The 25974-nt window shown below is 72.7% G+C and carries 27 protein-coding genes; 12 read left to right on the top strand and 15 right to left on the bottom strand.

Going from position 1 to position 25974, the window contains the following annotated elements; translation table 11 throughout:
• Window positions 1–193: 193 nt before the first annotated feature.
• Complete coding sequence (locus ACWDLG_RS27765; protein WP_354906923.1) at window positions 194–811, bottom strand: ATP-dependent Clp protease proteolytic subunit; 618 nt, start codon at window positions 809–811, stop codon at window positions 194–196.
• Window positions 808–1386, bottom strand: a complete 579-nt coding sequence (locus ACWDLG_RS27760) for a ClpP family protease (protein WP_354906922.1) — start codon at window positions 1384–1386, stop codon at window positions 808–810. The genes ACWDLG_RS27765 and ACWDLG_RS27760 overlap by 4 nt, the downstream gene beginning before the upstream one ends.
• A gap of 128 nt (window positions 1387–1514) precedes the next feature.
• Between ACWDLG_RS27760 and ACWDLG_RS27755 the strand changes: the two genes are divergently transcribed.
• Both ACWDLG_RS27755 and ACWDLG_RS27750 read left to right on the top strand, forming a co-directional pair.
• Entirely contained in the window at window positions 1515–2705 is a 1191-nt protein-coding gene (locus tag ACWDLG_RS27755) for a sensor histidine kinase (RefSeq protein WP_449925262.1), read from the top strand.
• Window positions 2702–3343, top strand: a complete 642-nt coding sequence (locus ACWDLG_RS27750; protein ID WP_354906920.1) for a response regulator transcription factor — start codon at window positions 2702–2704, stop codon at window positions 3341–3343. Before ACWDLG_RS27755 ends, ACWDLG_RS27750 begins: the two co-directional genes overlap by 4 nt.
• On the opposite strand, the gene ACWDLG_RS27745 is transcribed toward ACWDLG_RS27750, so the two are convergent.
• Window positions 3320–4174 (bottom strand): DUF2268 domain-containing protein, encoded by an 855-nt coding sequence (locus tag ACWDLG_RS27745; RefSeq protein ID WP_449925259.1) that lies wholly within the window; start codon window positions 4172–4174, stop codon window positions 3320–3322. The two genes, ACWDLG_RS27750 and ACWDLG_RS27745, sit on opposite strands and share 24 nt — an antisense overlap.
• 80 nt (window positions 4175–4254) lie before the next feature.
• Between ACWDLG_RS27745 and ACWDLG_RS27740 the strand changes: the two genes are divergently transcribed.
• The 3 genes from ACWDLG_RS27740 to ACWDLG_RS27730 are packed head-to-tail and all read left to right on the top strand — an operon-like array spanning window position 4255 to window position 7114.
• Window positions 4255–5211, top strand: a complete 957-nt coding sequence (locus ACWDLG_RS27740) for a helix-turn-helix transcriptional regulator (RefSeq protein ID WP_449925256.1) — start codon at window positions 4255–4257, stop codon at window positions 5209–5211.
• On the top strand, window positions 5208–6161 hold the full coding sequence (locus ACWDLG_RS27735; protein ID WP_449925253.1) for an inositol-3-phosphate synthase: 954 nt from the start codon (window positions 5208–5210) through the stop codon (window positions 6159–6161). The genes ACWDLG_RS27740 and ACWDLG_RS27735 overlap by 4 nt, the downstream gene beginning before the upstream one ends.
• A gap of 53 nt (window positions 6162–6214) precedes the next feature.
• Window positions 6215–7114 carry a hypothetical protein gene (locus tag ACWDLG_RS27730; RefSeq protein WP_449925250.1) on the top strand — a complete coding sequence of 300 codons (900 nt, stop codon included), beginning with the start codon at window positions 6215–6217 and terminating at the stop codon, window positions 7112–7114.
• Here ACWDLG_RS27730 and murG read toward each other — a convergent pair.
• On the bottom strand, window positions 7099–8232 hold the full coding sequence (gene murG, locus ACWDLG_RS27725) for an undecaprenyldiphospho-muramoylpentapeptide beta-N-acetylglucosaminyltransferase (RefSeq protein ID WP_354906915.1): 1134 nt from the start codon (window positions 8230–8232) through the stop codon (window positions 7099–7101). The genes ACWDLG_RS27730 and murG overlap by 16 nt on opposite strands.
• Window positions 8233–8332: 100 nt before the next feature.
• Here murG and ACWDLG_RS27720 point away from each other — a divergent pair, with 100 nt between their 5' ends.
• The 3 genes from ACWDLG_RS27720 to ACWDLG_RS27710 all read left to right on the top strand — a co-directional run bounded on the left by ACWDLG_RS27720 (window position 8333) and on the right by ACWDLG_RS27710 (window position 11126).
• Window positions 8333–9889 carry a hypothetical protein gene (locus ACWDLG_RS27720; protein ID WP_449925247.1) on the top strand — a complete coding sequence of 519 codons (1557 nt, stop codon included), beginning with the start codon at window positions 8333–8335 and terminating at the stop codon, window positions 9887–9889.
• A 9-nt stretch (window positions 9890–9898) separates the two neighbouring features.
• Window positions 9899–10837, top strand: a complete 939-nt coding sequence (locus tag ACWDLG_RS27715) for a Ppx/GppA phosphatase family protein (protein ID WP_449925244.1) — start codon at window positions 9899–9901, stop codon at window positions 10835–10837.
• Between the two features lie 88 nt (window positions 10838–10925).
• Window positions 10926–11126, top strand: a complete 201-nt coding sequence (locus tag ACWDLG_RS27710) for a hypothetical protein (RefSeq protein ID WP_449925242.1) — start codon at window positions 10926–10928, stop codon at window positions 11124–11126.
• Here the strand turns inward: ACWDLG_RS27710 and ACWDLG_RS27705 are convergent.
• From ACWDLG_RS27705 to ACWDLG_RS27695, 3 genes are read right to left on the bottom strand one after another with little or no spacing between them, the layout of a single operon-like run.
• Window positions 11065–11493 (bottom strand): ATP-binding protein, encoded by a 429-nt coding sequence (locus ACWDLG_RS27705; protein ID WP_449925238.1) that lies wholly within the window; start codon window positions 11491–11493, stop codon window positions 11065–11067. The genes ACWDLG_RS27710 and ACWDLG_RS27705 overlap by 62 nt on opposite strands.
• A gap of 9 nt (window positions 11494–11502) precedes the next feature.
• A complete protein-coding gene (locus tag ACWDLG_RS27700; RefSeq protein WP_354906910.1) occupies window positions 11503–11751 on the bottom strand; it encodes a hypothetical protein in 249 nt (82 codons plus the stop codon).
• Between the two features lie 29 nt (window positions 11752–11780).
• Entirely contained in the window at window positions 11781–12338 is a 558-nt protein-coding gene (locus ACWDLG_RS27695; RefSeq protein WP_449925234.1) for a TetR/AcrR family transcriptional regulator, read from the bottom strand.
• A 100-nt stretch (window positions 12339–12438) separates the two neighbouring features.
• On the opposite strand from ACWDLG_RS27695, the gene ACWDLG_RS27690 reads away from it, so the two are divergent.
• Window positions 12439–13995 (top strand): MDR family MFS transporter, encoded by a 1557-nt coding sequence (locus ACWDLG_RS27690; protein ID WP_449925231.1) that lies wholly within the window; start codon window positions 12439–12441, stop codon window positions 13993–13995.
• A 157-nt stretch (window positions 13996–14152) separates the two neighbouring features.
• Here the strand turns inward: ACWDLG_RS27690 and ACWDLG_RS27685 are convergent, their stop codons facing one another.
• Window positions 14153–14677 carry an N-acetyltransferase family protein gene (locus ACWDLG_RS27685; RefSeq protein ID WP_449925228.1) on the bottom strand — a complete coding sequence of 175 codons (525 nt, stop codon included), beginning with the start codon at window positions 14675–14677 and terminating at the stop codon, window positions 14153–14155.
• Between the two features lie 280 nt (window positions 14678–14957).
• On the bottom strand, window positions 14958–15656 hold the full coding sequence (locus ACWDLG_RS27680; RefSeq protein ID WP_449925225.1) for a TetR/AcrR family transcriptional regulator: 699 nt from the start codon (window positions 15654–15656) through the stop codon (window positions 14958–14960).
• Window positions 15657–15739: 83 nt separating this feature from the next.
• Between ACWDLG_RS27680 and ACWDLG_RS27675 the strand changes: the two genes are divergently transcribed.
• A complete protein-coding gene (locus ACWDLG_RS27675; protein ID WP_449925222.1) occupies window positions 15740–16945 on the top strand; it encodes an FAD-dependent monooxygenase in 1206 nt (401 codons plus the stop codon).
• Between the two features lie 171 nt (window positions 16946–17116).
• A complete protein-coding gene (locus ACWDLG_RS27670; protein WP_449925219.1) occupies window positions 17117–18049 on the top strand; it encodes a GNAT family N-acetyltransferase in 933 nt (310 codons plus the stop codon).
• A 176-nt stretch (window positions 18050–18225) separates the two neighbouring features.
• Here ACWDLG_RS27670 and ACWDLG_RS27665 read toward each other — a convergent pair whose 3' ends face one another.
• The 6 genes from ACWDLG_RS27665 to ACWDLG_RS27640 form a co-directional block, all read right to left on the bottom strand.
• Window positions 18226–19512, bottom strand: a complete 1287-nt coding sequence (locus ACWDLG_RS27665) for an AAA family ATPase (protein ID WP_449925216.1) — start codon at window positions 19510–19512, stop codon at window positions 18226–18228.
• Window positions 19509–20957 carry a hypothetical protein gene (locus tag ACWDLG_RS27660; RefSeq protein WP_449925214.1) on the bottom strand — a complete coding sequence of 483 codons (1449 nt, stop codon included), beginning with the start codon at window positions 20955–20957 and terminating at the stop codon, window positions 19509–19511. Before ACWDLG_RS27660 ends, ACWDLG_RS27665 begins: the two co-directional genes overlap by 4 nt.
• Entirely contained in the window at window positions 20954–22048 is a 1095-nt protein-coding gene (locus tag ACWDLG_RS27655) for a hypothetical protein (RefSeq protein ID WP_354906901.1), read from the bottom strand. Before ACWDLG_RS27655 ends, ACWDLG_RS27660 begins: the two co-directional genes overlap by 4 nt.
• Window positions 22049–22125: 77 nt before the next feature.
• Window positions 22126–22914, bottom strand: a complete 789-nt coding sequence (locus ACWDLG_RS27650) for a hypothetical protein (protein WP_449925210.1) — start codon at window positions 22912–22914, stop codon at window positions 22126–22128.
• Between the two features lie 3 nt (window positions 22915–22917).
• Window positions 22918–24333 (bottom strand): protein kinase domain-containing protein, encoded by a 1416-nt coding sequence (locus ACWDLG_RS27645; RefSeq protein ID WP_449925207.1) that lies wholly within the window; start codon window positions 24331–24333, stop codon window positions 22918–22920.
• A 240-nt stretch (window positions 24334–24573) separates the two neighbouring features.
• The gene (locus tag ACWDLG_RS27640; RefSeq protein WP_449925204.1) at window positions 24574–25245 is read right to left on the bottom strand and encodes a class I SAM-dependent methyltransferase; all 672 of its coding nucleotides are present in this window, start codon (window positions 25243–25245) and stop codon (window positions 24574–24576) included.
• 100 nt (window positions 25246–25345) lie between these two features.
• Between ACWDLG_RS27640 and ACWDLG_RS27635 the strand changes: the two genes are divergently transcribed.
• Window positions 25346–25954, top strand: a complete 609-nt coding sequence (locus ACWDLG_RS27635) for a TetR/AcrR family transcriptional regulator (protein WP_449925201.1) — start codon at window positions 25346–25348, stop codon at window positions 25952–25954.
• Window positions 25955–25974: the final 20 nt, after the last annotated feature.

Below are 25974 nucleotides of genomic sequence, written 5' to 3'. Positions count from 1 at the left end.
GCTGTGCCCCCGATCAACCAGGCCGATCAAGCCGGCCGATCAAGCCGGCCGATCAAGCGGGCCGATCAAGCCGACCCGCCGGGAGGCCGACCCGCCGGGAGGCCGACCCGCCGGGAGGCCGACCCGCCGGGAGGCCGACCCGCCGGGAAGCCGGCCGAGCCGCCGGATGTCGTTCCGGCGGTTCGCCGGAGGGTCAGGCCGGCGTCAGGGTCTTCTTGCGGCCGGCGAAGATGTCGTCGATCAGCCCGTAGGTCCTGGCCTGCTCGGCCGTCATGAAGCGGTCGCGTTCGATGTCCCTGCGGATGTCGAGGGTCGACCGCCCCGTGTGCTTGGCCAGGATCTCCTCCTGCTGGTCGCGCATCCGCAGGATCTCCCGCGCGTGGATCTCCAGGTCGCTCGACTGCCCGCGGCTGGCCCCCTCGGTGGCCGGCTGGTGGAGCAGGATGCGCGCGTGCGGCAGCGCCGCCCGCTTGCCCGGCGCCCCCGCCGCCAGCAGCACGGCCGCCGCCGAGCTCGCCTCGCCGATGCACACCGTCTGGACCTGCGGCCTGACGAACTGCATCGTGTCGTAGATCGCGCTCATCGAGGTGAACGACCCGCCCGGCGAGTTGATGTAGAGCTGGATGTCCTGGTCAGGATCGAGCGACTCCAGCGTCAGCAGCTGCGCCATCACGTCGTTGGCCAGGGTGTCGTCGATCGGCGTGCCGATGAAGATGATCCGGTCCTCGAACAGCTTGTTGTACGGGTTCATCTCCTTGATGCCGTAGCTGGTGCGCTCGGTGAAGGAGGGCAGCACATAGCGCGCGTTCATACCTTGATCACCCCGTCCGCGTGCGTGACGACATGGTCGACGAAGCCGTACTCCTTGGCCTCCTGCGCGGTGAACCACCGGTCCCTGTCGGAGTCGGCCTGGATGCGCTCCAGCGGCTGGCCGGTGTGCTGCGCGATCAGCTCGGCCATCAGCCGCTTGGTGTAGAGCAGGTTCTCGGCCTGGATCTGGATGTCGGCCGCGGTGCCGCCGATGCCGCCGAGCGGCTGGTGCATGACGATCCGGGCGTGGGGGAGCGCGTAGCGCTTGCCCGGCGCGCCTCCGCTCAGCAGGAACTGCCCCATGGAGGCGGCGAACCCCATCGCGACCGTCGCCACGTCGCAGGGGACGAACTGCATCATGTCGTAAAGCGCCATCCCGGCCGAAATCGAACCGCCGGGCGAATTGATGTAAAGAGTGACGTCGCTGACCGGGTCCTCGGCCGCCAGCAAAAGCAGTTCGCCGCACAGGCGATTGCAAATGTCGTCGTCGACCTCCTGGCCGAGGACGATAATCCGTTCCTTCAGCAGTCGCTGGCCAAGCTGCTCCGGCCAGGCCGGGCGAGGGGTCTCCGTCATGCGTCCACCTTTCTCTCGCGTTACGCATAAGACGTTATCGAGAGAGCCGGAATTGTGGTGTCGCGGTTCTCCGTGAGCATATTCCGCTAAAAGCGCATTATGCTGGGAGTGAATTACCGCGACATATAATGCGATCTGTGAGATGGAGACTCGTCGCCCGCAGGTGGGCCTGCCTGATCCTCGGCGGGGCGCTGCTGATGCCGTACATGATGCTCGGCGTGCTGGTCAGCGGCACGGTCGGCGGCCGCGGCAGCGCCTCGCAGCTGCTCTTCCCCGTCGACGTGCTGGTCTACGTGGCGGTGCTGCCGCTGGTCGCGGTGACCGGGCTGTTCCTGCCGCTGCGGGCGTTCGAGGTGTCGGCGGCCGAGGGGCTGCTCGGCGCGAAGGTCGACCCGCTGCCGGGCGGGCGGCGCACCTGGGGGGAACGGCGGCGCACCGCGCTGTGGTTCACGCTGCACCTGGCGGTTGGCGGGTTGATGAGCGGGATCACGCTGGCGATCGTGCCGTTCGTGGTGTGGCTGCTCGCCGCGCCGCTCACCGGTGACCCCGCCGGACTGCTCGGCCGCGATGCGCCGCTGGCGTGGATGCCCGTGGCGGCGGTGGCGATCGCGGTGGTCCTGGTCGCCGTGGTGGCCGGCGCGGGCGCGCTGCTGGCCCGGCTGGCGCCCAGGCTGCTCGGCCCGTCGCCCGCCGACCGGCTCGCCGTCGCCGAGCAGCAGGCCCGCAGGCTCGCCGAGCGCAACCGGCTGGCCCGCGAGCTGCACGACTCGGTCGGCCACGCGCTGAGCGTGGTCACCCTCCAGGCCGCCGCCGCGGGCAGGGTCATCGAGCGCGACCCGGCCACCGCGAGGACCGCGCTCGAGGCCATCGAGCAGTCGGCGCGGGCCGCGCTGGAGGATCTCGACCACGTGCTCGGCGTGCTGCGCGAGGACGCGCAGGGCCGCGCCCCGCAAGCGACGCTCGCCGACCTCGACGAGCTGATCCGCGCCTCGGGCGCCGACGTCAGGCGCGAGGTGGGCGACCTGTCCTCGGTGCCCGCCGTGGTCTCGCGCGAGGCCTACCGGATCGTCCAGGAGGCGCTGACCAACGCCATCAAGCACGGGCAGGGCGCGGTCCGGCTGGCCGCCGCCGTCCAGGACGACGAGCTGAGCCTCGAGATCTCCAACGCCACCGCCGCCACGCGCGGAAGGGGCGGCGGTCGCGGGGTCGCGGGCATGCGGGAGCGGGTCGGGCTGCTGCGCGGCACCTTGCACGCCGGTCCTGGCGAGCGGGGCGAGTGGCAGGTGTCGGTACGGCTCCCGCTACGGTCGGGAGCGTGACGCTGAAGATCGTGATAGCCGACGACGAGGACCTCATCCGCACCGGACTGCGGATCATCGTCGAGTCCGAGGAGGACCTCACCGTCGTCGGCGAGGCGGCCGACGGTGCCGAGGTGCTGCCCGTGGTCCGCAGGGAACGCCCCGACGTGGTGCTCATGGACGTCCGCATGCCCCGCCTCGACGGCATCCAGGCCACCGCGAACCTGGTCGCGCTGCCCGAGGCGCCCAAGGTGCTCGTGGTGACGACGTTCGAGAACGACGACTACGTCTACGACGCGCTGCGGGCGGGCGCGAGCGGCTTCCTGCTGAAGCGCACCAGGCCGGGCGACCTGGTGCGGGCCATCAGGGTGGTCGCGGCCGGCGACACGCTGCTGTTCCCCGCCGCGATCAGGGACCTGGCGGCGCGCCGGAGGCCCGCCACCGGGGTGCCCGGCATCGGCCGCCTGACCGGCCGTGAAGGCGACGTGCTGCGGCTGATGACCAGGGGGCTGTCCAACGGCGAGATCGCCGCCGAGCTGGTGGTCAGCCAGGAGACGGTCAAGACGCACGTCGGCAACGTGCTCACCAAGCTCGGCGCCCGCGACCGCACGCAGGCGGTGATCGCCGCCTACGAGTCAGGCTTCGTCTCGCCAGGTTGACAGGATCTCGGCGGCGGGCAGGCCCGTGCACTCGACGGCCGACCGGCCCGTCGCCCGCAGGTGCGCGTCGACCAGGCGCAGCCCGGCGGGGTAGCCGGCCATGTCGGGGATGCCGCGCGGCTCCTGGCCGAACCTGACCATCGCCGTGTCGCCGAGCACGTAGGCGGGCGTGTTCTGCATGCCCTGCAGGCCGAGGTCGGCCACGATCCTGGCGAACACCGCGTCGTCGAGCGGGCGCGCCGACCACGGGCCCATCGCCTCGGGACCCGACAGCTCCCGCACGAACGCCTCGGCCAGCCCCTCCGCGACGACGTGCTCGCCGACGGTGACGGTGGCCGGGTTCCACTCCACGGTGCGGTAGCGGATGTTGTGGTGGAACTCGTGCACCGCGCAGTGCGCGATCCTGCCGATGACGTCGTCGCCCGGCCAGGCGAGGAGGTAGATCACGTCGCCGGAGCCGCCCATGCCGTAGTAGCCGCCCACGACGTTCATGAGGTAGTCGTCGTCGGGGTGGCCCAGGACGAACATCACCTGGATGGCGTCGGGCGCGGCCAGACCGGTCAGGGCGGCGGCGGCCTTGCCGAGCGCGCGCTCGATCTGCCCGGGGACGTCCTGCTCGATGAGCTTCTCGACGGCGGGCAGGTAGCGCGGGTCCTCGCGGTCGACGCGGAATCCGGCGCCCTGGTGGTGGATGTCGACGATGTCGCCCGGCACGGGGATGGCCGCGCGGATGGGGGCGAGCATGCCGGCCAGGAGGTCCCGGCGCTCGCCGAGGGGACGGCGGAGCAGGTCGGCCATGGCGGTGAAGGTGTCGTGGACGATGATTTCCATGGGCGGGACGGTAGAGGCTCACGTGACGTGAGGCTCAAGTCGTTTTCCCGGCTCCGCGCGCGGGCGGCGAGAATGGGGGCATGCGCGCGAGCCGGCTGCTCTCCCTCCTCCTGTTGCTGCAGACGCGTGGCCGTATGACCGCCACCGAGCTGGCCGAGGAGCTGGAGGTGTCGGTCAGGACCGTCTACCGCGACGTCGAGGCCCTGTCGGCGGCGGGCGTGCCCGTCTACGCCGACCGCGGCCCCGCGGGCGGCTACCAGCTCCTGGACGGCTACCGCACCAGGCTCAACGGCCTGACCGCCGCCGAGGCATCCTCCCTGTTCCTGGCCGGCCTGCCCGGGCCCGCCGCCGAGCTGGGCCTGGCCGAGCTCGCCGCCAACGCCGAGCTGAAGCTGCTGGCCGCCCTCCCGCCGGAGCCGCGCTCCCAGGCCGCCAGGATGCGCGAGCGCTTCCACCTCGACGTGCCCAGCTGGTACCGCAACGCCGACGACGTCCCCCACCTGACCGAGGTCGCCGAGGCGGTGTGGGACCAGCGCCCGCTCCGCATGAGCTACCAGCGCTGGGGCCGGCAGGTGGTCGAGCGTGTCGTCCACCCCTACGGCCTGGTGCTGAAGGGCGGCTCCTGGTACATGGTCGCCGCGCCGCCCGGCGACCCGCCGCGCACCTACCGGGTCTCGCGCGTCCTCAGCCTGGAGACGCTCGACGGCACGTTCGAGCACCCGCAGGGGTTCGACCTGGCGGAGTTCTGGCGCCTGTACGCCAAGGAGTTCCGCGAGAAGATGTACAAGGCCAAGGCCGTCATCAGGGTCGCGCCCGGCGCCGAGAGCCTGCTCGACTACACCATGAGCATCACGGTCGAGCTGCCCGAACCCGACCCCGACGGGTGGCGCACCGTCACTGTGCCCATCGAGTCCGTCCCGCACGCCCGCTGGCTGCTGCTGCGCATGGGCGCGAGCGTCGAGGTGCTGGCCCCCGCCGAACTACGCGACCTGATGCGGGAGACGGTGGCCGAGTTGGGCAAGATGTACGGTTCATGAGCACTGTGAACGTGGCCCTCGTCGGCATCGGCAACTGCGCCTCCTCGCTCGTGCAGGGGGTCGAGTACTACCGCGACACCGACTACCCCGAGTGCGCGGGCTTCGCCGTCCGGCAGGTGGCCTTCACCGCGGCCTTCGACGTCACCCCTGAGAAGATCGGCAAGGACCTGTCGGAGGCCGTCTGGGCCGCGCCCAACAACGCCGCCGCCTTCGCCCGCGTGCCGTACGCGGGCGTGCCGGTGGAGGAGGGCATCCTCGGCGAGGACTTCGGCGACCTCGCGGGCGCGCGGGGCGGCAGGACACCCGAGCAGGTCGCCGGCGTCCTGCGGGCCACGGGCACGCACGTGGTGGTCAGCTACCTGCCCGTCGGCCACCAGCGGGCCACCGAGCTGTACGCCGAGGCGGCGCTGCTGGCCGGGTGCGCGTTCGTCAACTGCATGCCCGCCGTCCTGGCCCGCGCGCCCGAGTGGGCCGACAGGTTCGAGCGGGCGAGCCTGCCGCTGGTCGGCGACGACCTGAAGAGCCAGTTCGGCTCGACGCTCGTGCACCGCGCGCTGGTGGACGCGCTGACCGCCGCGGGAGTGCGGCTGCGCTCCACCTACCAGCTCAACGCCGGCGGCAACATGGACTTCCAGGCGATGCAGGACCCGGCCAGGATGGCGGGCAAGAAGGCCACCAAGGCCCAGGGCATGGCGGCGGGAAGGATGCCGGACGGCGGCCAGGTCCACGTCGGCGCCGAGCACGTCCCCTTCCTGCGGGACCGGAAGGTCGCCTACATCAGGATCGACGGCGAGGCGTTCGGCGGCACCCCGCTGGAGATCGAGCTGCGCATGTCCGTGGAGGACTCCCCGAGCGCCGCGGGCAACACCCTCGACGCGGTACGGCACGCCAGGCGCGCCATGCTGGAGGGCCGCGGGGGTGTACTGAACCTTGGCCTGATGAAGGCCTGAACACCACGTCGCGCTCTTCCACACCCGCCCCGGCAAAGCTTATGATCCAGGGAATGTCGGGACAGGACATAGCGGTCGTGGTCGATCCTGGCGTGCCGGAAGAGGTCGCCTGGACGTTCAAGGCGAACGCCCCGCTGCTGTCCCGCATCAAGGCCGGATGGCGGCCGCGGCCCGGGCCCGAACGCCCGTCCGGCACTCCCTTCGACACCGCCGCCCTCGTGGGCGCCCCCATGCTGCTCGGGCTGGCGATCATCTTCATCGTCGCGGGCTCGATCAGGGTGGCCTTCCTGAGCTTCGGTGTGGTCATGCTGCTCTTCATGGCCAAGGTGCTGTCCCCGCGCGCGCAGCCCGGCGACGACCACACCGAGGAGCAGGAGATCTTCGAGCAGGCCCGCTGGTACGACGGCCGCTACCACCTGCCCGAAGACTTCGATCCCGATGCGCTGGCGCTGATGGCGCGCACCCAGCGGGCGGTCAATTCCGTCCTCGGCTCCCACGTCAACGCCGAAGGGCTGCTCGACGAGGTGCGCAACGCCGTGCTCCTGCCCCAGCAGGAGTGGGAGATCGCCCGCCTGCTGGCCAAGCTGTCGGCCCTGCGCGCCGAGCACAAGGCGCTCATCGCGCGCGGCGTCGCGCCCGAGGTGGCCCAGGCCGTCCAGCCGCTGGAGCGGGCGCTGGCCAGCAGCGAGACGGCGGTCGTGGCCAGGGTCGAGGCGCTGGAGCGCTACGCGAGCCACGTGGCCGACGCCGAGCGCGCCTACCACGCGCGCGGCCAGATCGAGGAGCTGCGCGCCCGGCTGCCGCGCTACGAGGAGCTGGTGGCCGAGTCGGGCGCGGACGGCTTCGCCGTACCGGAGATCTCCCGGCTGGCCGACGACGCCGGCCAGTTGGAGGAGACGCTGCGCAGGAGCGTGCGCGAAGCCCACGAGGCCTTCCGCTACCTGGACGGCTGAGCGGCCTCCAGCAGCATGCCGGCCAGCGCGTCGGCGGCGTCGAGCCGGCCCAGCCTCTGGGCCGCCTCGGCCATCGCCGCGCGCAGCGCCGGGTCGGCCAGCAGCGGCATCAGCTCGGCCAGCAGCAGCTCGGCCGGCGGGTTCGGCTCCAGCAGCGCTCGGGCGGCGCCCGCGGAAGCCAGGTAGGAGGCGTTCTTGCGCTGCTCGTCGCCGCCGGTCGGGATGAGCGGGATGAGCACCGCGGGCTTGCCGATCGCGGTCAGCTCGGAGACCGTGCCGGCGCCGCTGCGCGAGATCACCACGTCCGCGGCGGCGAACAGGTCGGGCAGCTCGGCCCCGACGTACGGGACGGGGTGGTAGCGGTCGGCCAGCCCTGGCGGCAGCGCGACGGCGCGCATCTGGTCGATCCACGCGGGCCCGCACTGGTGGATCACCTGCGCGTACGGCAGCAGCCGCGGCAGGATCTCCGCGAGCATCGTGTTGATCTGCTTGCTGCCCTGGGCGCCGCCGGTCACGTAGATGAGCGGCACCTCGAAGGTCAGCCCGAACTGGTCGTAGGCCGCCGCCCGGTCGCCGTGGAGCAGCTCGGGCCGCACCGGGTTGCCGGTCACCACCGCCTTGTCGCGGGCGGAGGGGGGCAGGTGCTCCATCGACGACTCGTGCGACAGGGCGATGCGGGTGGCCATCCTGGCCAGGATGCGGTTGGCCAGCCCCACGACCGTGGTCTGCTCGTGCATGACCAGCGGGCGGCGCAGCAGCCTGGCCGCCACGCCGATGGGCACCGCGACGTAGCCGCCCGTGGACAGCACCACGTCGGGCTGGTAGCGGGCCGCGTGGCCGATCGCCTGCATGACGCCCAGCGGGATGCGGAACATGTCGGCCAGGTTGGTGCCCAGCTCGCGCAGGTTCGGGCGGCGGCGCAGCTTGCCCGTGGTGATCGCCTTGAACGGGATGCCGTGCTCGGCGGTGATCCTGGCCTCCAGGCCGCTGGCCGTACCGACCCAGAGAACGTCGTGGGGCACCCGCCGCCGCTGCACCGCGGCAAGGGTGGTCAGGGCGGGATAGGTGTGGCCGCCGGTGCCGCCACCGGTCACCAGCAGGCGAAGGGTTCGTGTCACGACGTCAGACTATTGCCGCCCGGAGGGACACTCGCGCCACGACCGGGCCCCGCCCCCCGCGACGCGTGTCATGACCACGAGGAAGGGTATGCGCGGAAATATGCCGACAATCACCGAGGGCGATCTGTTCACCGCGACTCTCGAGGTCCTGGAGCATCCGCCGCTCGGAGTGCCCGCGCTCGACACGGGCCCGCGCGAGGCCGTCGTACGGCTGGCGGGCCAGACCACGCTGGTGCGCATCCTCGACGGCGCCGACGGGCGCGACCTCGACCTGGTGCTGCCCGGCGGCTACCGGCACCGGCACGGCAGGCTCAGGCTCACCGCGCAGCGGCTCGACCACGACCTGTACGCCATCAACGCGGGCGAGCACACCATCGCGCTGCTGCGCCTGCGCGACAGGGCCGTCGGCCTGCCCGCCTTCGACCCCGAGGGCAACCACCATCCCGCCCTCCGCCCGACCAGGCCGCTGCCCCGGCGCCGGGCGCGGCCCCCCTGCCGGACCTCGCCATGGGAGACTCTGCGCCTCGCCCTGGAGGTGGCGCTGCCGATCGTCGCCCAGGGCGTCGTCCTGCGCCGGCCGCTCGGCGTGCGGCTGGCCGCCCTCCTCAGGGCCGACGAGCGGGCCAACCGGCTGCTGGCCCGGCTGCGCGACCGCCACGACGGCGGCCCGCTGCTGGTGCGGATCCCGTTGCGCGGCTGGGCGGTCATCCCGCTGACCGGCGCGGACGTGCGGCGGGCGCTGCACGGCGCCGAGTTCACCCCCGCCAACAGGGAGAAACAGGGCGCGTTCGGCCACTTCCAGAGCGACGCCGTGCTCGTCACCAGGGATCCCGAGCTGCGCGCCCGGCGACGGGCGTTCAACGAGGAGGTGCTCGGCCCCGGCGCGATCGCCGGCGACGTGCGGGCGAAGGTGGCCGAGGAGATCGCGGCGCTGCCCACGCGGGGAGTGATCGGCTGGCCCTGCTTCCAGGCGGCGCACCGGCGGATCGCCCGGCGCGTGGTGCTCGGCGACGCGGCCCGCGACGACGAGGAGCTCAGCGCGCTGCTGGACCGGCTGCGGGCCGACGCCAACTGGTTCTCCCTGCGGGCCCGCCGTACCGACGTGCGGGTCGCCTTCCAGCGGCGGCTGGAGGGACACCTGCGCAGGGCCGAGGAGGGCAGTCTGGCCGGGCTGCTCGCCCGCACGCCGGCCGATCCCGTCGTGCACGCCGAAGGCCAGGTGCCGCACTGGTTGTTCGCCTACGACGCGGCCGGCATCGCGGCATGGCGGGCACTGGCCCTGCGGGCCTCCTCCCCCGCGTCGCCCGACGGGCCGTCCGGCGACGCGGGGGAGGAGGCCAGGTCGCGCGCGGCCGTGCTGGAGTCGCTGCGGCGCTGGCCCACGACGCCTGCCATCCTGCGCGACACCACGGCGCCGACCACCTGGCGCGGGATCACCGTGCCCGCGGGCAGCGCCGTCGCCGTCATCACCTCCTTCATGGACCAGGTCCCCTTCAGCGACGGGCCCGCCCGCTGCGCAGGGGAGGGGCTGGTGATGCTCACCGCGACCCGCGTGCTCGCCGAGATCCTGCGCGCGCGAGAGGTCGCCGTGGTGGGTGCGCCGGCCCTGTTCGACCACTTCAGCCTCCGCTTCGCCGTACGGCCCCGCGGGCGATAACGTTCGCCCATGCGACTCGGCGTTCTGGACATAGGCTCCAATACTGTCCATCTGCTCGTGGTGGACGCCCACCGGGGAGCCCGCCCCATCCCGGCCTACTCCCACAAGGAGGAGCTGCGCCTGTCGGAGCACCTGGAGGACGGCGACCGCCTGTCCAAGCGCGGCATCGAGCGGCTGAGCGCGTTCGTGGCCGAGGCGCTGCAGATCGCCGAGGACAAGGGCGTCGAGGACTTCATGGCCTTCGCCACCTCGGCCGTCAGGGAGGCGGCCAACGGCGAGCAGGTCGTCGCCAGGATCAACGCCGAGTGCGGGGTCGACATCGAGGTCCTGTCGGGCAACGAGGAGGCGATGCTGACCTTCCTGGCCGCCCGGCGCTGGTTCGGCTGGTCCTCCGGCAGGCTGCTCACCCTCGACATCGGCGGCGGGTCGCTCGAGATCGCCGGAGGCATGGACGAGGAGCCCGACGTCGCGGTCTCCCTGCCGCTGGGCGCGGGGCGGCTGACCCGCGACTGGTTCACCTCCGACCCGCCCTCGGCCGAGGAGGTGCGCAAGCTGCGCAGGCACGTCCGCGCCGAGATCGCCCGCCGGGTCGGCGACATCGTCAGGTACGGCGGCCCGCACTGCGCCGTGGCCACGTCCAAGACCTTCAAGCAGCTGGCCAGGATCGCCGGCGCCCCGCCCTCCGGCGAGGGGCCCTACGTCTCCCGCTCGCTCACCAGGAGCGACCTGGCCGAGTGGGCGGTCAAGCTGACCAGGATGGACGCCTCGGCTCGGGCGGAGCTGCCGGGCGTCTCCGAGGGCCGGGCCGCGCAGCTCGCCGCGGGGGCGATCGTCGCCGACGCGACCATGGACCTGTTCGAGATCGAGAAGCTGATCGTGTGCCCCTGGGCGCTGCGCGAGGGTGTCATCCTGCGCCGCCTCGACCTGCTGCCCGGCCGTTTCGGCTGAAGGAGGCCCTGGCGGCGGGACCGGACGGCCTGAGGGTCATGCCGGAAGCGGCATCTCGCTCGATTGCGGCATTTCACTCGATAGTGGCATGACCCACCCGATCGCGGGCAGCCGCTCCGGCATGGTGTGGACACTGCTCAGCCTCGCCGCCACCCTGGCGATCGTCGTCGGGCTGGTCGCCCTCGCGCTGCTCGCCGTCTCCGTCGTCGTCCTGCTGGCCATCGTCCTCATGGCCGCGGTGTCGGGAAGGGAGCCTCGTTCTCGAAACGTAGCTTCTTCTCCAAACTGACGATCGTGCCGTGCTCCCTGCGCTGGGTGAAGCGCACGTCGTCGGCCAGGGCCCGCATGATCTGCAGGCCGCGGCCGTGCTCGGCGCCGGGGGCCGGATCGCCGACGCTGTGCGGATCGAACCCGCCTCCGGTGTCCACGACCCTGATGACGCAGCGGTCGTGATAGACCCCCGCGCTCACGGTGTACTCGTCGCTCTGTACCGCGTGCCTGATCACGTTGGCGCAGGCCTCGCTGAGCATGAGTTCGATGTCTTCTCTGATCGGCCGCACGACATGGAGCGAACGCAGGGTGCCGTCGAGCGTCTGTCTGATCACCGGTACGCTCGCGGCGTCCCTCGGCAGCCGAAGTGCTATGGTCGCCTCCACTGCGCCTCCTCAGACCTCGGGGATCAGACCGACCGCGTCCTCCTGGCCCCTGTCGATGATCATCTGGTTCAGGGTCTCGACGAGTTCCTCCTGGTCGTAGTCGCCGTCAGGCAGCAGGTCGAAGTAGACCATGAGGTCGGCGGGCAACTCGGCGGCCGTCATCCGTTTGGTGATCTCCAGGTGGCTGAGGCGTTCCTGGCCGGTGTAGAAGCCGTCGATGAGCTCCTTGACGCGTGCGATCTCCTCTTTCCCTGTCATGCGATGGCCCGTGCCCCGAGAGCCGCGTCTCAATCGTCGCCGCGGCCCTCGAGGATCTCCAGGGCCACCCTGGTGGCGATCTCGCGGCGCTCGTCCTCGCCGATGTCGTACTGCTGGGTCAGCCACATCCCGGTGTGGAGGGTGAACAGTGCCATCGAACGGCGCAGCCGTACGGCGATGGGGTCGTCGGGGCCGCTGAGCTCCTCGGCCACCGCGATCATCCGCTCGCGCATCGCCATGAGGGTCGGATGGTCGCGCAGCGAGGTCTGGTTGCGCTCGAGGAAACGGCCGAGGTCCTGGTGGCGCGTGCGCCGTAGCTGCTCGGCGTAGCGAAGGATGAGCTCCCTGCGCGTCTCGGCCGTCTTGGGCCGGGTCCGCAGCCAGGCGAGCAGCTCGTCCTGCTCGGCGATCCTGTCCTCGGCCAGACTGGCGACGATGTCGTCCTTGGTCTTGAAGTGGTAGTAGAGGGCCGCCTTGGTGACGCCGAGCTCTTCGGCGATCTCGCGAAGGGAGGTGGCTTCGTAGCCCTGCTCGGTGAAGAGCCTGAGCGCGATCTCCTGGATCTTCGCCCGTGTGTCTTCTCGCATTTCGGTCCAATTTCACTTGACGGCCGGCAAGTAAGACCTTAGCTTAGCGTCTGCTTGCCGGTCGGCAAGTAAGTGGACGTTCTCAATCGGGGAGATTTCCGTGGAGCGACGGCGGGAGGTCATGGCGGTACTGCCGGGCCTGATGCTCGCGATGGTCCTCGCGATGCTGGACAACATGATCGTGGGCACGGCGATGCCCCGCATCGTCGAGGAGCTGGGCGGCCTGACACACCTGTCCTGGGTGGTGACAGCGTACGTGCTCGGCACGACGGTTTCGACGCCCATCTGGGGCAAGGTCGGCGACCTCTACGGCCGCAAGAGCATCTTCATGGCCTCGATCGTGATCTTCATGATCGGCTCGGTGCTGTGCGGCATGGCCGGATCGTCGATGCTGGGCGGACCGGCCGACGGCATGGCCGAGCTGATCGCCTTCCGCGCGATCCAGGGCCTGGGCGCGGGCGGCCTCATGGTCAACGCGATGGCCATCATCGGTGACCTGGTCCCGCCCCGGGAGCGCGGCCAGTACCAGGGCATCATGGCGGGCGTCATGTCCCTCGCCATGATCGCGGGCCCGCTCGTCGGCGGCTTCATCACCGACCACCTCGACTGGCGCTGGGCCTTCTACGTCAACCTGCCCGTCGGCGCCGTCGCCCTGGTCCTGCTGGCCGTGAAGCTCAAGCTGCCCAGGCACCGCACCGAGGCGCGCATCGACTGGCTCGGCGCGGTCCTGCTGTCCATCGGCATCACCGCCCTCGTGCTCATCACCACCTGGGGCGGCAACGAGTACACCTGGGGCTCTCCGCAGATCCTCGGCCTCGCCGCGCTCGCCGTCGTCTCGCTGGCGCTCTTCATCCCCGTCGAGCGGCGCGCCGCCGAGCCGATCATGCCGCTGCAGCTGTTCCGCAACCGCAACTTCACGCTCATCTCGGCGGTCGGCTTCCTGCTCGGCTTCGCGATGTTCGGCGCGATCAACTTCCTGCCGCTCTACCAGCAGACCGTCCAGGGCGCCTCGGCCACCAACTCGGGCCTGCTGCTGCTGCCGATGATGGGAGCGGCGATGGTCGTGTCCCTGTTCGTCGGCAAGGCGATCACCAAGACCGGCCGGTACAAGGCCTACCCCGTGCTCGGCGGGGTGGTGATGGCGCTCGGCATGTTCCTGCTGTCGCTGATGGGCGTCGACACCCCCTCCTGGCAGACCGGCGTCTACATCGCCGTCCTCGGCGTCGGCATGGGCTTCCTCATGCAGACCACGATGCTCATCGCCCAGAACAGCGTCGAGCAGAAGGACCTCGGCGTCTCCAGCAGCGCCTCCACCTTCTTCCGCTCCATCGGCGGCTCGTTCGGCGTCTCCCTGTTCGGCGCCATCTTCAACAACCAGCTGCTGTCCGGGCTGACCGACAGGTTCGGCGCCCAGACGGCCGAGCGGATGGTCGGCGGCGGCGGCCGGATGGACGCCGCCGCCCTCGGCGCGCTGCCGCCGCAGGTGCGCACCGGCTTCCTCGAGACGCTGGCGGGCGCCATCTCGGGCATCTTCTGGTGGGCGATCCTGTTCGCGGTCGTGGTGCCGGTGCTGGCGGTCTTCATCAAGGAGATCCCGCTGCGCGGCGGTCCCGCCGCCACGGAAGAAGCCAAACTCCAGGCCGCCGTCGTCGAGTAGCACCCGGTCGGCGCCGCGCGGCCGGCTGACGGCCGAGGCCCGGCCACGAGCGCCGGGTCCTCGGCCCGCACGAGAGAGCGCGGTCGGCCTGCGCCCGAATGGTGCGGTTCAGTCCCAGGCCGCGGACGCCGGCCGGGGCCTGCCGGGCGGGCCGCGGCTACCGGCGCCGGTCGTCGGCCTGCCGGTGGCGGGTGAGGTCGAGTTGCAGCAGCTCGGTGTCGACCCAGCGGCCGAGCTTGAAGCCGACCCCGGTCAGCCGCCCGGCGGAGACGAACCCGAACGCGCGGTGCAACGCCACCGAAGCCGCGTCACCGGTGTCGGCGATCACCGCCACCACCTGCCGCACCCCCGCCTTCGCGCAGCGCTCCAGCAACTGGCCGAGCAGCGCCCGGCCCAGCCCCTGCCCGGTACGGCCCGGCGCCAGGTAGATCGAGTCCTCCGCGGTGTGCCGGTAGGCGGGCTTGGGCCGCCACTGGCTCGCCAGGGCGTATCCCGCCACCTCGCCGTCCACGTCGGCCACCAGGAACGGCAGGCCCCGCGCGTCGAGGTCGCCGAGCCTGCTCTCCCAGAAGGCCGGCTCGGGTGAGATCTCGTCGAAGGTGACGACGCTCGTGGCCACGTAGTGGGCGTAGACGGCGGCCACCGACGGCAGGTCACCTGCGGTGGCGGGGCGGATCAACACGAGCCCAGCCTACTGACGGCCCCGCCCCGGGCTCGCCTCACCCTTCACCCCGGCCGCTGCACCCCGGCCGCTGCACCCAGGCCGCTTCACCCCGTGGCCCGGCACCTGGGCCTGCCCCGCCCCGGGCCCGCCTCACCGTGACCCCCTTTCCAGGGATCCTTCGCCACTGGCGTCCCCTCGCCATGTGAGCGGCCCGAGCGCCGGTCCCGTCGCGGGGGATCACCGGCCTGCGCCGTGGCCGCACAACGTAGCCGCAGGGCCCGCCGCCAGGGCCGATACGTCAGTTCAGGCGGCTGATCAGCAACTCCACGCCGTCGAGGATGCACCGCAGGCCGAAGTCGAGCGCCTGGTCCTTGCCCGCCGGGTCGGCCAGGGCCGCGGACAACGTGGGGAAGCGCTCTTCGCGCCCGGTCAGCATCGCGCCCATGGCATCACCCATCGCCTGCTCGGGGGCGCCGGCCGGGGTCCCCGCGGCCTGCTGCGCGATCATCCGCGCATGCCCGGCGAGGGTGGCGGCCGTGTCGAGGATCTCCGAGCCGGCCAGCCCGGTACCGGCCAGCGCGGCGGTGGCCTGTTCCAGCCAGCCGAGTTCGTTGGGCCCGAAGGCGCGTGCCCCGACGGTGGCCTCCAATGCCCACGGATGCGCCCGGAACCGGTCGTACATCTGCCGCGCCCACGAGTCGAGCGTCGGCCGCCAGCAGCCGCCGACCGCGGCCGGCGGCGGTGGTTCACCGATCGCCAGATCGACCATCAGCGCGACCAGTTCCACCTTGCCCGGCACGTAGCGGTACAGGGCCATCTTCGTGACGCCGAGCCGCTCGGCGACCCGTTGCATCGTCAGGGCCGCGAGTCCGTCGGCGTCGGCGATCTCGATGCCGGCGGTCGCGATCGTGTCCAGGCTCAGCGTCGGTTTCGGCCCGCGTTTCGGTGCGGCCGGCTGTTCCCACAGCAGCGTGATCGCCGTCGTCCCGGTTGCCATCGGCACTCCCTTGCACCATGCGCTCAACTGTGTCTATCGTACACTGTGTCCAACGGATACAGTTTTTTGTACAGGAGAGTGCTGTGATCACTTCCGCGCTGCGCGGCCTGCGAGTCCTGATCTCCGGCGCCGGAGTCGCCGGCCCCGCCCTGGCGTACTGGCTGTCCCGGTACGGGGCCGACACCACCGTCGTCGAGATCGCGCCCACGCTGCGCACCTCCGGCTTCGCGGTCGACTTCCGCGGGCCCACCCACCTGGGCGTGCTGTCGAAGATGGGTGTTCTGGACGAACTCCGGGCGCTGCAGACCCACGCGGGCGCGATGCGCTGGGTGGACGAGCACGGCCGCCGGCTGTTCGAGCTGCCCGCCGAGTTCGCCGGAGGTGACATCGAGGTACTCCGCCGTGACCTGTCGCGGGTGTTCTACGAGCGCGGCGTCGAGCGCACCGAGTACCTGTTCGGCGACGCGATCGCCGGCGCGGTGGAGACCGCCGACGGCATCCGGGTCGAGTTCGGCCGGAACGGCTCGCGCACGTTCGACATGATGATCGGCGCTGACGGGCTGCACTCCGGTGTACGCCGCATCGCGTTCGGGCCCGAGCAGAGCTACGTACGGCACCTCGGCTACTACCTGGCCGGCTGGCAGCTGCCCAACGCGTTCGGCGCGGATGCCACGCCCCAGCAGTACAACGTGCCAGGCCGGATGATCGGCGTCTCCGCCGACCAGCGCGACCCGGATCGGGCGGGGGTCTTCGCGGTGTTCGCCTCGCCGAAGCTCGACCACGACTGGCGCGACGTCGAACAGCAGAAGAAGCTCGTCGCCGACGCGTTCACCGGCATGCGCTGGCATGTGCCGCGCCTGCTCGCCGGGCTGCGCGACGCACCGGAGCTGTATTTCGACTCGATCAGCACGGTCCGCGTCCCGGCCTGGTCATCAGGACGTGCCGCGCTGCTCGGCGACGCCGCCTGGGGAGTGACGCTCGGTGGGATGGGCGTGGGTACCGCCGTCGTGGGCGCCTACGTGCTGGCCGGCGAGCTGGCCGCCGCAGGCGGCGATCACCGTGCCGGCTTCGCCGCCTACGAGAACCGCATGCGACCATACGCCGCCCGATGGCAGCGGGGCGCCAACCCCGGAAAGTTCCTCGCCCCGGCCGGCGCCTTCGGGCTGTGGTTCCGCAACGCCCTGTTCAGCACCAGCCTGGCCCAGAAGCTCATGATCAGCAGTACCAAGTCGCTGGCGACCAGCGCCGACCTGCCTGACTACGACTCTCTTGTCGGTGGCCGTGCGTAACGGTACGGCTTCCGCCCTGCCCGGAACCCGGTTCGCGGCAGCGGCTCGACGGCGCGAGCCCGCGGACGGTGCGGACCTGGCAGGGGTCTCCCACCGCCCCCGGTCGGCGCCCTGATCCGCGGGGCGGAAAACCAGAGGCGACCGACCCGGCGAATGTGGACAATCGTCGCCATGGATCGCCACACCGTCCGCCGACCCCGCACGGCCGATGCCCCCGCCGTGCACGAGCTCGTCTCCACCTACGACATCTCGGTCATCGGCCTCCCCGACGTCACACTCGACGACATCGCCGACGAACTCGGCGAGCTCGACACCGAGCGGGACGCCTGGCTGGCCGAGGACGACGCGGGCACGCTGAACGGCTGGGCGTGGATCATCCCCAAGGGCGACAGCGACGAGGCCGACGTCGAGGTGGTCGTCAGGCCGGGAACCGGCGACGGCGTGACGGACGGGCTCTGGTCGGCCGTCATGGAACGCTCCCGGCAGCTGGCCGCCGAGCGCGGCCACGAAGGCCTCACCCTCGACATCGGCGTCTACCGCGCCGACGAGGACAAGCAGGCGCTGGTGAAGGGGCTCGGCTTCGCGCCCGCCACCAGCTTCCACCGGCTCGGCATCGACTTCGACGGACCTGTCGAGGCTCCCGAGCCGCCCGACGGCGTCACCCTTCACCCCGCGCTCACCGACGAGCTCAGGCGCGAGGCGCACCGCATCCACCAGGAGGGCTTCGCCGACCACTTCGGGTTCGTGCCGCTGCCGTACGAGGAGTGGCTGGGCCGCAGGCAGGCCTCGGCGGCCACCGACTGGTCGCAGGTGCTCGTCGCCCGCGTCGACGGCGAGCCCGCCGCGCTGCTGGTGGGCACCAACCACTTCGCTGAGGACGAGAACCGCGGCTACGTCTTCACTCTCGCCACGCTGCCCGCCTTCCGCGGGCGCGGCCTCGGCCGCTTCCTGCTGCGTACGGCTTTCGCCGCCGACGCCGCCCGCGGCCGGAGGGGCACGCTGTTGCAGGTCGACGCCAACAACACCACGCCCGCGCTGGGCCTCTACACCTCCGCGGGCATGCGCCCGGTGCTCGTCATCGACGTCTGGCGCCGCCGCCTCTAGCGACGCCCCGCCGGGGCCCGGCCACGCGGGTGACCGGGACACCCGCCCAACGCGCCCCCCGGGCCCCGGCCCCGGCCTGCTCGCGGGAACGGCCCCCGCACGAGCGGGCATGGCCTCAGCCGCCGCCCGCACGGGCGGCCCGGCCTCAGCCGCCGCCCGCACGAGCGGGCCCGGCCTCAGCCGCCCAGGGCGCGGATCCGGTGCCGTGCCAGGTGCTCCAGAACCGACTGGTTCGCCTCCCAGCCGTCGGGAAACTTGACCGGCACGCCGAGCTGCACCGACTCGGCCGACGGATGGGCGTCGAGCAGCTCGGAGATGCCCGCTCTCGCCACCACCACGCACGCGTGCCGGTGCCGGGAGGTCAGCACGCACAGCCGTCCGGACTCCAGGTGGAAGGCGGTGGCGTCCCTGCGTCCCGACAGCGGGTGCAGCACCACCGTCACGTCGTACTCCCTGCCCTGCAGCCGGTTGGCGATGTCGACGGTGATCTCGGGCGGCACGCCGGCGCTCCTGATGGCCGCCACCTGGTCGCGGTGCGCGGCACCGATCGCGACCCGGTCGGCCGTCACCGGCCGCTCGCCCTTCTCCGAGAACGTCACGCCGCCGCGCTCCAGCAGCCTGGTGGCCAGCCGCGCCACCGCCTGCACGGCCTCGCCGTCGGTGCGGACCGTGTGGCGGCTGGGCAGTTCGAGCAGCGACCAGCCCGAGCGCGCCGCCTCCTCCAGCGCGCGGTCGTGCACGGTGCCCATGCCGCCGGTGGTCAGCTCCATCGCCCGCTCACCGGGCCCGGTGCCCGACCGGAACCCGGTGAACGGGTAGAACGCCTGCGACACCACGGGCGCCGCCGAGGCGGGCAGCCGCCACGACACCGGCAGCCGGTGCACGGGCAGGTCGGGGTTGTGGCGCAGCAGCACCGACACGGCGCTCTGCAGCGGATCCCAGGACAGGCCCGCCCACCTGTCGGCCTCCACGATCGAGAACGGGTCGAGCTGGCCGGGGTCGCCCACGAACAGCGCCCGCTCGAACAGCCCGGCGATGCGCAGCAACTTGTCGGAGCGCATCTGGTAGGCCTCGTCGACGATCGCCCACGGCCAGGTACGGCCGCTGATCCAGGCCCACTTGTCGGCGGTGGCGATCACGACGGCCGGATCGTTGAGGTCCTGGATCCTGGTGCCGACCGTGACGCTCGGGATCTCCAGCAGCCGCAGCGGCGGCACGTAGCCGGAGGCGGACAGCCGGCCGACCGAGAGCTCGGGATGCTTGTCGGCGATGCGCTCGATCAGGTCGTCGACCTGCTCGTTGGTCTGCGCGACGATCATCAGCGGCTCGCCGGTCTCCGCCAGGTGCGCCGCGGCCCGCACGACCAGCGTCGACTTGCCCGCGCCTGGCGGGGAGTCGACGACCACGCCCCGGTGTCTGGGCAGGTCGGCCAGCACGGCCTGGATGACCTCTTCGGGGCTCATGCCCACTCCTCCTGGGCGTCCTCGTCGCTCGGGACGTACTCCTCGGGCGGCCCGCCGTGGGTCCACGGGGTGGCCTCCCTGTCGGGCAGCGCCGCCGAGCCCTGGAAGTCGTCGGTCAGCGAGGTGTAGCAGACCCGCTCGCCCGGCTCGGGCACGGAGCCGGGGGCCGGGGTCTTCCCCCTGCCCATGCCTTTGGTGATCTTCAGGGTCACCAGGCCCTCGTGGACGTCGACCAGCTCGGCGGCCTGGCCGCGGCGATCGGGCGTGCCGAGCGTGGCGCCGGGCGGCAGCCGTACGGGGTCGTCGGTCTTGACCAGGACGACGGGCCGCAGCTTGCGGGAGCGGCCCTCGCCCTCGGTGTGCCCGGGATCGGTTTCGATCACCTCGCCGGCGAACGCCTCGCCGGTCAGGCGGTACTCGGCCATGATCAGCGGATCGTCGTAGGCGCGCTGCACCTCGAAGGCGGCCTGCGCCCGTTCCATCCTGGACAGGCGGGCCGCGGCGGAGACGGCGCCGTCGCGGCGGGCCTGCGGCGGCGCGCCCTCGGCGATCTGCTGGGCCATGACGCTGTAGGAGCCCCTGTCGGCCTCCCACCTGGTCGCCACGCTCGCCCCCGCGGGCAGCGCCCGCAGCAGGTCGACGGCCTGCCACAGCAGCCGCCACGTCGGGGTCAGCTGGGTGCGCAGCGCCTCGGTGACGCGCTCGACGGTGCCTTCGTCGATCGCGGGCGCGAGAACCTCGGCGTCGAAGCCGGGGTCGGTGGCCGGCCCGGCGGGCGGCCAGATCAGCGGGTCCTCCGCCTCCTCGGCGGCCTGCGGCCCGGTCAGTCCCGGCGGCGGAGCGATCCAGCCGATCAGGGCGGCCAGGTTGGCGTCCTCCAGCCCGCTCTGCCCGGTGGCCCAGTGGCGGCCGAGCTCCTCGGTGGCGGCCAGCGTCAGCGACGAGCCCGGGTGCGCGGCCCGCTCGGCGAAGTAGGTCAGCCACCTGCCCAGCAGCGGCACCTCCTCCGGCACCGGATAGGGCCCGTCGGTCCTGCGGAACCTGGTCGAGCGGCCGAGCAGCCTGGTGAACCCCACCCCCGCCGGGTTCGGCAGCAGCAGCTGGGGCGCGTCGAGCGCCCGCTCGTAGGGGTCGGCGTTCCTCTTCTCGACCGTCTCGGTGTGGGCCGCGAAGCTCTCGACGTACGGCAGCAGCACCCCCGCCAGCTCGGCCATGAAGGCGAAGCGCAGATCCCGGTTGCGCGGCTGGGAGACCACCAGCAGCTCGGGGGCGTCGCGGTCGGTGCCGACCAGGGCCGCCAGCGGCGCCGCCGCCTCACCCGACAGCTTGAGCGGGACGAACACCATCGGCCGGTCGCTCACATGGCAGTGGCGCACGGTGGCCGTCGGCTGCGCCACGCCCTCCTTGACCGCCCTCAGCCGGGCCAGCGAGGTGAGGATGCTCACGCCAGGCACTCCCTGCGCAGCCGTTCGGCGTCCCGCAGCAGCCGGGCGATCTCCTCCTGGCCTGGCGCGGGCTCGCGGCGGCCGTCGGCCAGGGCCAGCGCCTCCTCGACCGTCGCCACGCCGCCGAGCTCGTCGCGCACCTGCCGGCCGAGCAGGTCCGACGCACCCTCGAGGCGGGCCTCGTCACGGCAGAAGAAACACAGATCGCAGGTGGACAGACAGTCGGGCGCGTAGCGGGCGGCCACCTGGTGCAGCGCCTCCGCCAGCTCGGCCGCGGGCCTGGTCGGCACCCCGTCGTCGCCTGGCCGCAGGTCGAAGGTGAGGCCGTCGGGGAGTTCCGCCAGCAGCCGGTCGATCGAGGTCATCCTGGCCAGCTGCCGCTTCAGCACCGCCAGCTGCCTGCGCACGTCGACGAGCGTGGCCATCGGCCGGTTGGCGAAGTTCTCCGGGCAGACGAGCACCACGTCGTGCGCGACCCGCAGCGGATCGTGGCCCAGCTCCTCCAACAGGGTGCGCAGCGCCAGCACGTAGACCGCCGCCTGCCGGGCCGCCGCCGCGACCGCCGCGGGGTCGGCCTGGCCGTCGATCACCGCGAACGACTTGATCTCCACGATGTGGAACTGCCCGCCCTGCTGGAAGGCCACCACGTCGGGCTCGAGGTAGGCGGCGTGGCCCGCGATGTCCAGGCTGAGCAGCGGATGGTCGTACAGCGTGCCCTGCTCCTGCCTGGCCGCCCGGTCGAACAGCGCCCTGGTGTGGGAGTGGCGCAGGTGGGCGCCGACGTTGTGCACGTCCTGGTAGGCGACCTCCTCGATCGGCAGGCTCAGCAGCCCGCGCAGCAGCCGCAGCAGCTCCGCGCAGCCGTCGGCCTTCACCAGCGCCTCGAAGGCGTTGCCCCTGGTGATCGCGAACGGCGACTGCCCGAACGGAGCGGGGAACCCCAGATGCCGCGCCGCCCGGTCCTTGTCGACGCCCGCGCCGTCCATCAGCGCCCTGCGCGCGCAGCCCGGATTGGCGGCCAGCGCGGCGATCGCCCTGGCGTCGTGGGGTTTGGCGGGGGTGGTGCCTCTCAGCGCGTCGAGCCCGTTCACCCGCTCATGCCTCCGCTCTCGTCCCCGGTCGTGCCCGTCTCACGCGCACGCCGTCCTCCTCCGCGGCCGCGCCTGTCTCACGCGCACGCCGCCTTCCTCGCGATCTCGCTCAGCGTAGTGGCGCCGAACAGTTTCGCGGCCTCATCCAGCTGCCGTCCGGCGCGTCCGGCCAGCTCGGCGCGGTCACGCGTGTCGGCCGCCAGGTGGACGGCCAGCTCCGCCTCCGCCGCCCGGACCACCACCGCGGGCTCGGGCCGCTCGAACCCGCCGCCCGCGCCCGGCACGTTGCGCGCCATCCTGGCCAGCAGCCGCCACGCCTTCTCCGACGGCTCGTCCAGCTCGCCGACCCGCGTGGCCACCCGCATGGTGGACCGCAGGAAGTCGACCCGCGGGCTGAGCGGGCCCACGACCCTGCGCTCCTGCGGCCAGGTGCTGACCGCCAGCAGCCCGCGGGCCGGGGTGAGCCGGTCGGTCAGCGCCGCGCACACGTAGTGGGGCCTGCCGTACGGCGAGCGGCGGAAAGTGCGCTCCTCGTCCCGCCTGAGCGTGCTGAGCTGGGAGCCTTTCAGCGGCTCGGCGAAGAACGCCTCGTGGACGCCCACCACCAGCCGCCCGGCGGCCGGCACCTGGAGCAGTGTCAGCGCCGCGTGCACCCGCTCCCGCACCGGCGGGCCCGTCCTGCCCCGCTGACCGGCCGTCTCAGGCTCGGGCGGGCTGCTCACCCGCAGGTCCCACGCCCGCTCCGACTTGCGCAGCTCGCCGCGCAGCTCGCGGGCCAGGGCGAGATCCCTGTCCCGTACGGCGGCGCGGACCCGGGTACGCAGCAGGTCGATGCGGCGCTCCAGGGTGTCGAGGTCGTCGGGCACCGCTCACCGGCCTTCAAGGATCATCAGCACCAGCCCGACGGCGATCATCACGGCGAACAGCGCCGAGGCGGCGGCGTAGCCGCGCGTGGCCGGCTTCCTCGACAGGGCGGTGGGGGACCCGTGCAGGTCACCCGCGGCCACCCCGCCCCATCCCGCCGGATGCCCTAACCCCTGCCCGGGCCCGGTGTGCGCCCCGGCCCATCCACCGACCGGCTGCTTGACTCCCGCGCCGGGGCCACCCTGGCCCGGCCCGGTGTGCGCGGCCGCCCAGCCCGCCGCCTGTCCCGCGCCGGTGGGTGTCTGCTGCCAGCCCGCCGCCTGTCCGGCCCCGGTGGGTGTCTGCTGCCAGCCGGGCGGCTGCCCTGCCCCCGCGGGCGCGCCCGGCCACCCGGCCTGCGGCCCGCTCGGCCCCGCCTCATGGGATGCGGCGGACCATCCGGCCTGCGGTCCCGAGGGAGCGGCGGACCATCCGGCCTGCGACCCTGAGGGAGCGGCGGACCATCCGGCCTGCTGCCCGCTCGGCCCTGAAGCGCCGGCGCCCGAGCCGCCCCAAGCGGCCGCGCCGTCACCGCCGCTCCAGCCCGCCGCCTCCGGCCCGTCCCCGAAGAGCACCTCTCCCGGCAGGGCCGCGAGAGCGTCACGGAAGGCCGCGGCCGACGGGGTGCGCTGCGCCGGATCGGTGGCCAGCGCCCGCCGCAACACCTCGGTCAAAGCCGGCGGCACCCCCGGGATCTCGGGCACGGGCTGCCGGTGCAGCGCCATGATCACGGCCAGGTTCGCCACCCCGGACTCGGGGAAGCGCGGCGGCCGCCCCGACAGCAGCGCGTAGAGCGTGGCCGACAGGGAGTACACGTCACCCATCGCGCTCGGCTCGGTCAGCTCGAACGCCTCCGGCGGAGCGTAGGCGGGCGTCAGCGACTCCCGCGTCACCGACACCTCGGCCCCCGGCTCCGGCATGGTCGCCAGCCCGAAGTCGGACAGCACCACGCTGCCGTAACGGTTGATCAGGATGTTGGCCGGCTTGACGTCGCGGTGCAGCACCCCGGCCGCGTGCGCCGCCGCCAGCGCGTCGGCGATCTTGACGCCCACGTCGCGCACCTCGGCCACGGGCAGCAGGCCCGCCCGCAACCGGTCGGCCAGCGACCCGCCGGGGCACAGCTCCAGCACCATGTACGGCCTGCCGTCGCGCAGCACCCCCGCGTCGTAGACGGCCGCCACGTGGGGATGCCCCGACAGCGCGCCCGCCGAGGTCACCTCGCGCATGAACCGCCGCTGGTCCCGCTCGGAGACGAGCACCCTGCTGTCGACCTTGAGCGCCACCTCCCGGCCCACCGCCAGCTGCCTGGCCTGGTAGACGACGCCGAAGCCGCCTTGGCCGAGCAGGCCGAGCACCTCGTAGCCTGGCACCTCGGGCGCCACAGCCCACCTCCGATCGCGGTCCTGGGGCGGCAGACTATCGCCCGCGGCCGACAGATCGAACGGGCCTGGTCGCACGGCGTCAGGCGGCTTCAGGCGGCGTCCCCCGCACGGGATGACTCCAGGCGGCCTGTCCCGCACGGGATGACTCCAAGCGGCGTCCCCCGCGCGGGATACGGGGTCAGCCGGGGGGGGTGCGGGTGTTCGGGGTGAGGCCGGCGGTGGCCTGCGCGCACAGCCCGGTCATGCCGGTACGGCCCGCGCCCACGTGCGGTCCTCGGTGAGGAAGCCGTCCAGCGTGAGCCGTTCGCGCTCCAACTCGTCGGCCAGGTCCTCGACGGTCAGTCGCTGCGACAGGAACGACTGGGTCCACACCCGTTCCCCGGCGGTGTAGCGCATGGTGGCCGCGAACGTGCCCGGCGCGACCTCGTCCACCCGCGTCATCATGATCCCGATGCCGTCGGCCTCGCGGCCCCTGCCCACCGCCCACCGGTCGTGCGCCTCTGGCGGCTGCCACTGGATGAGCACGGACCCGTTCGCGGCGACGTGCCGCGCGCAGGCGGCCAGCAGGTCGCGGCGCAGTTCCCGGTCGGGGATGTTGATCAGGTAGGAGGCCAGGAGCACGGCGTCGAAGCGCCGGTCGAGCGCCAGCTCCTGCGCCCTGGCGTGGATGGTCTGCGCCCCCCGCACGTGCGCGAGCATCTCGGCCGACTCGTCGACGGCGACCACCTGGAAGCCCGCGGCGACGAGCGGGTGGGTCACCCGGCCGGTGCCCGAGCCGAGTTCGAGGATGCTGCCACCGGCGGGCACCGCCGCGCCGATGATGTCGGCCTCGTCGCCCGGCGGCAGCAGGGTGTAGAAGTCGACCGGCGATCCGTCGGGGGTGATGGCTCCTGGCCCGGTTCCGCTGTTCATGATCCGACCCTAACCGCGGAGGGCGCCTCATGCGGCGGGAGCGGCCCGCCTGGTGGCGGTCGGCCGTGGGCGCCCAGGCGAGCGCGGCTATCCTGGCCCCGTGAACGGCAGGGATCCCGATCGGCGCAAGGCGCTGCTCGACGCGGCCGACCGGGCGATCCTGCGGGACGGGCCCGAGGTGTCGATGGCGGCCATCGCGGCCGAGGCGGGGATCACCAAGCCGATCCTCTACCGCCACTTCGGCGACAAGAGCGGCCTCTACCAGGCGCTGGCCGACCGCCACGTGCGCCGGGTCATCTCGCAGCTGCGGCCGGAGTTCGCCAGGGCCAGGACCGATCCGCGCCGCCGCGCCCGCGCCGCCATCGAGATCTACCTCGACCTCATCTCGGTCAACCTCAACCTCTACCGCTTCCTGTTCCACCGCGCCAGCGCCGAGGACACCAGCGTCCGGTCCCACATGACGGCCCTGGTGCGTGGCCTGGGCGAGGAGCTGGGCGCGGTGCTGGCGGCCGACGAGGTCGTGGCCGACCCCGTGCGCGCGCAGATCCTCGGGCACGCCTTCGTCGGCATGGTGCAGACGACGGGCGACTGGTGGCTCGAGCACCCGGAGGTCGAGCGCGCGCAGGTGGTGGAGGGGCTGGTCGACGTGATCGTGGCGGCCTTCACCCCGCGGAGGGCGACCGCGCCCCGGGCCTGGCGGGGCGCCTGAGCGGCCGCCACCCGCTCGTC

Source organism: Nonomuraea sp. NPDC003727 (genome assembly GCF_053586935.1).
This window is presented reverse-complemented; position numbering and strand designations above follow the sequence as displayed.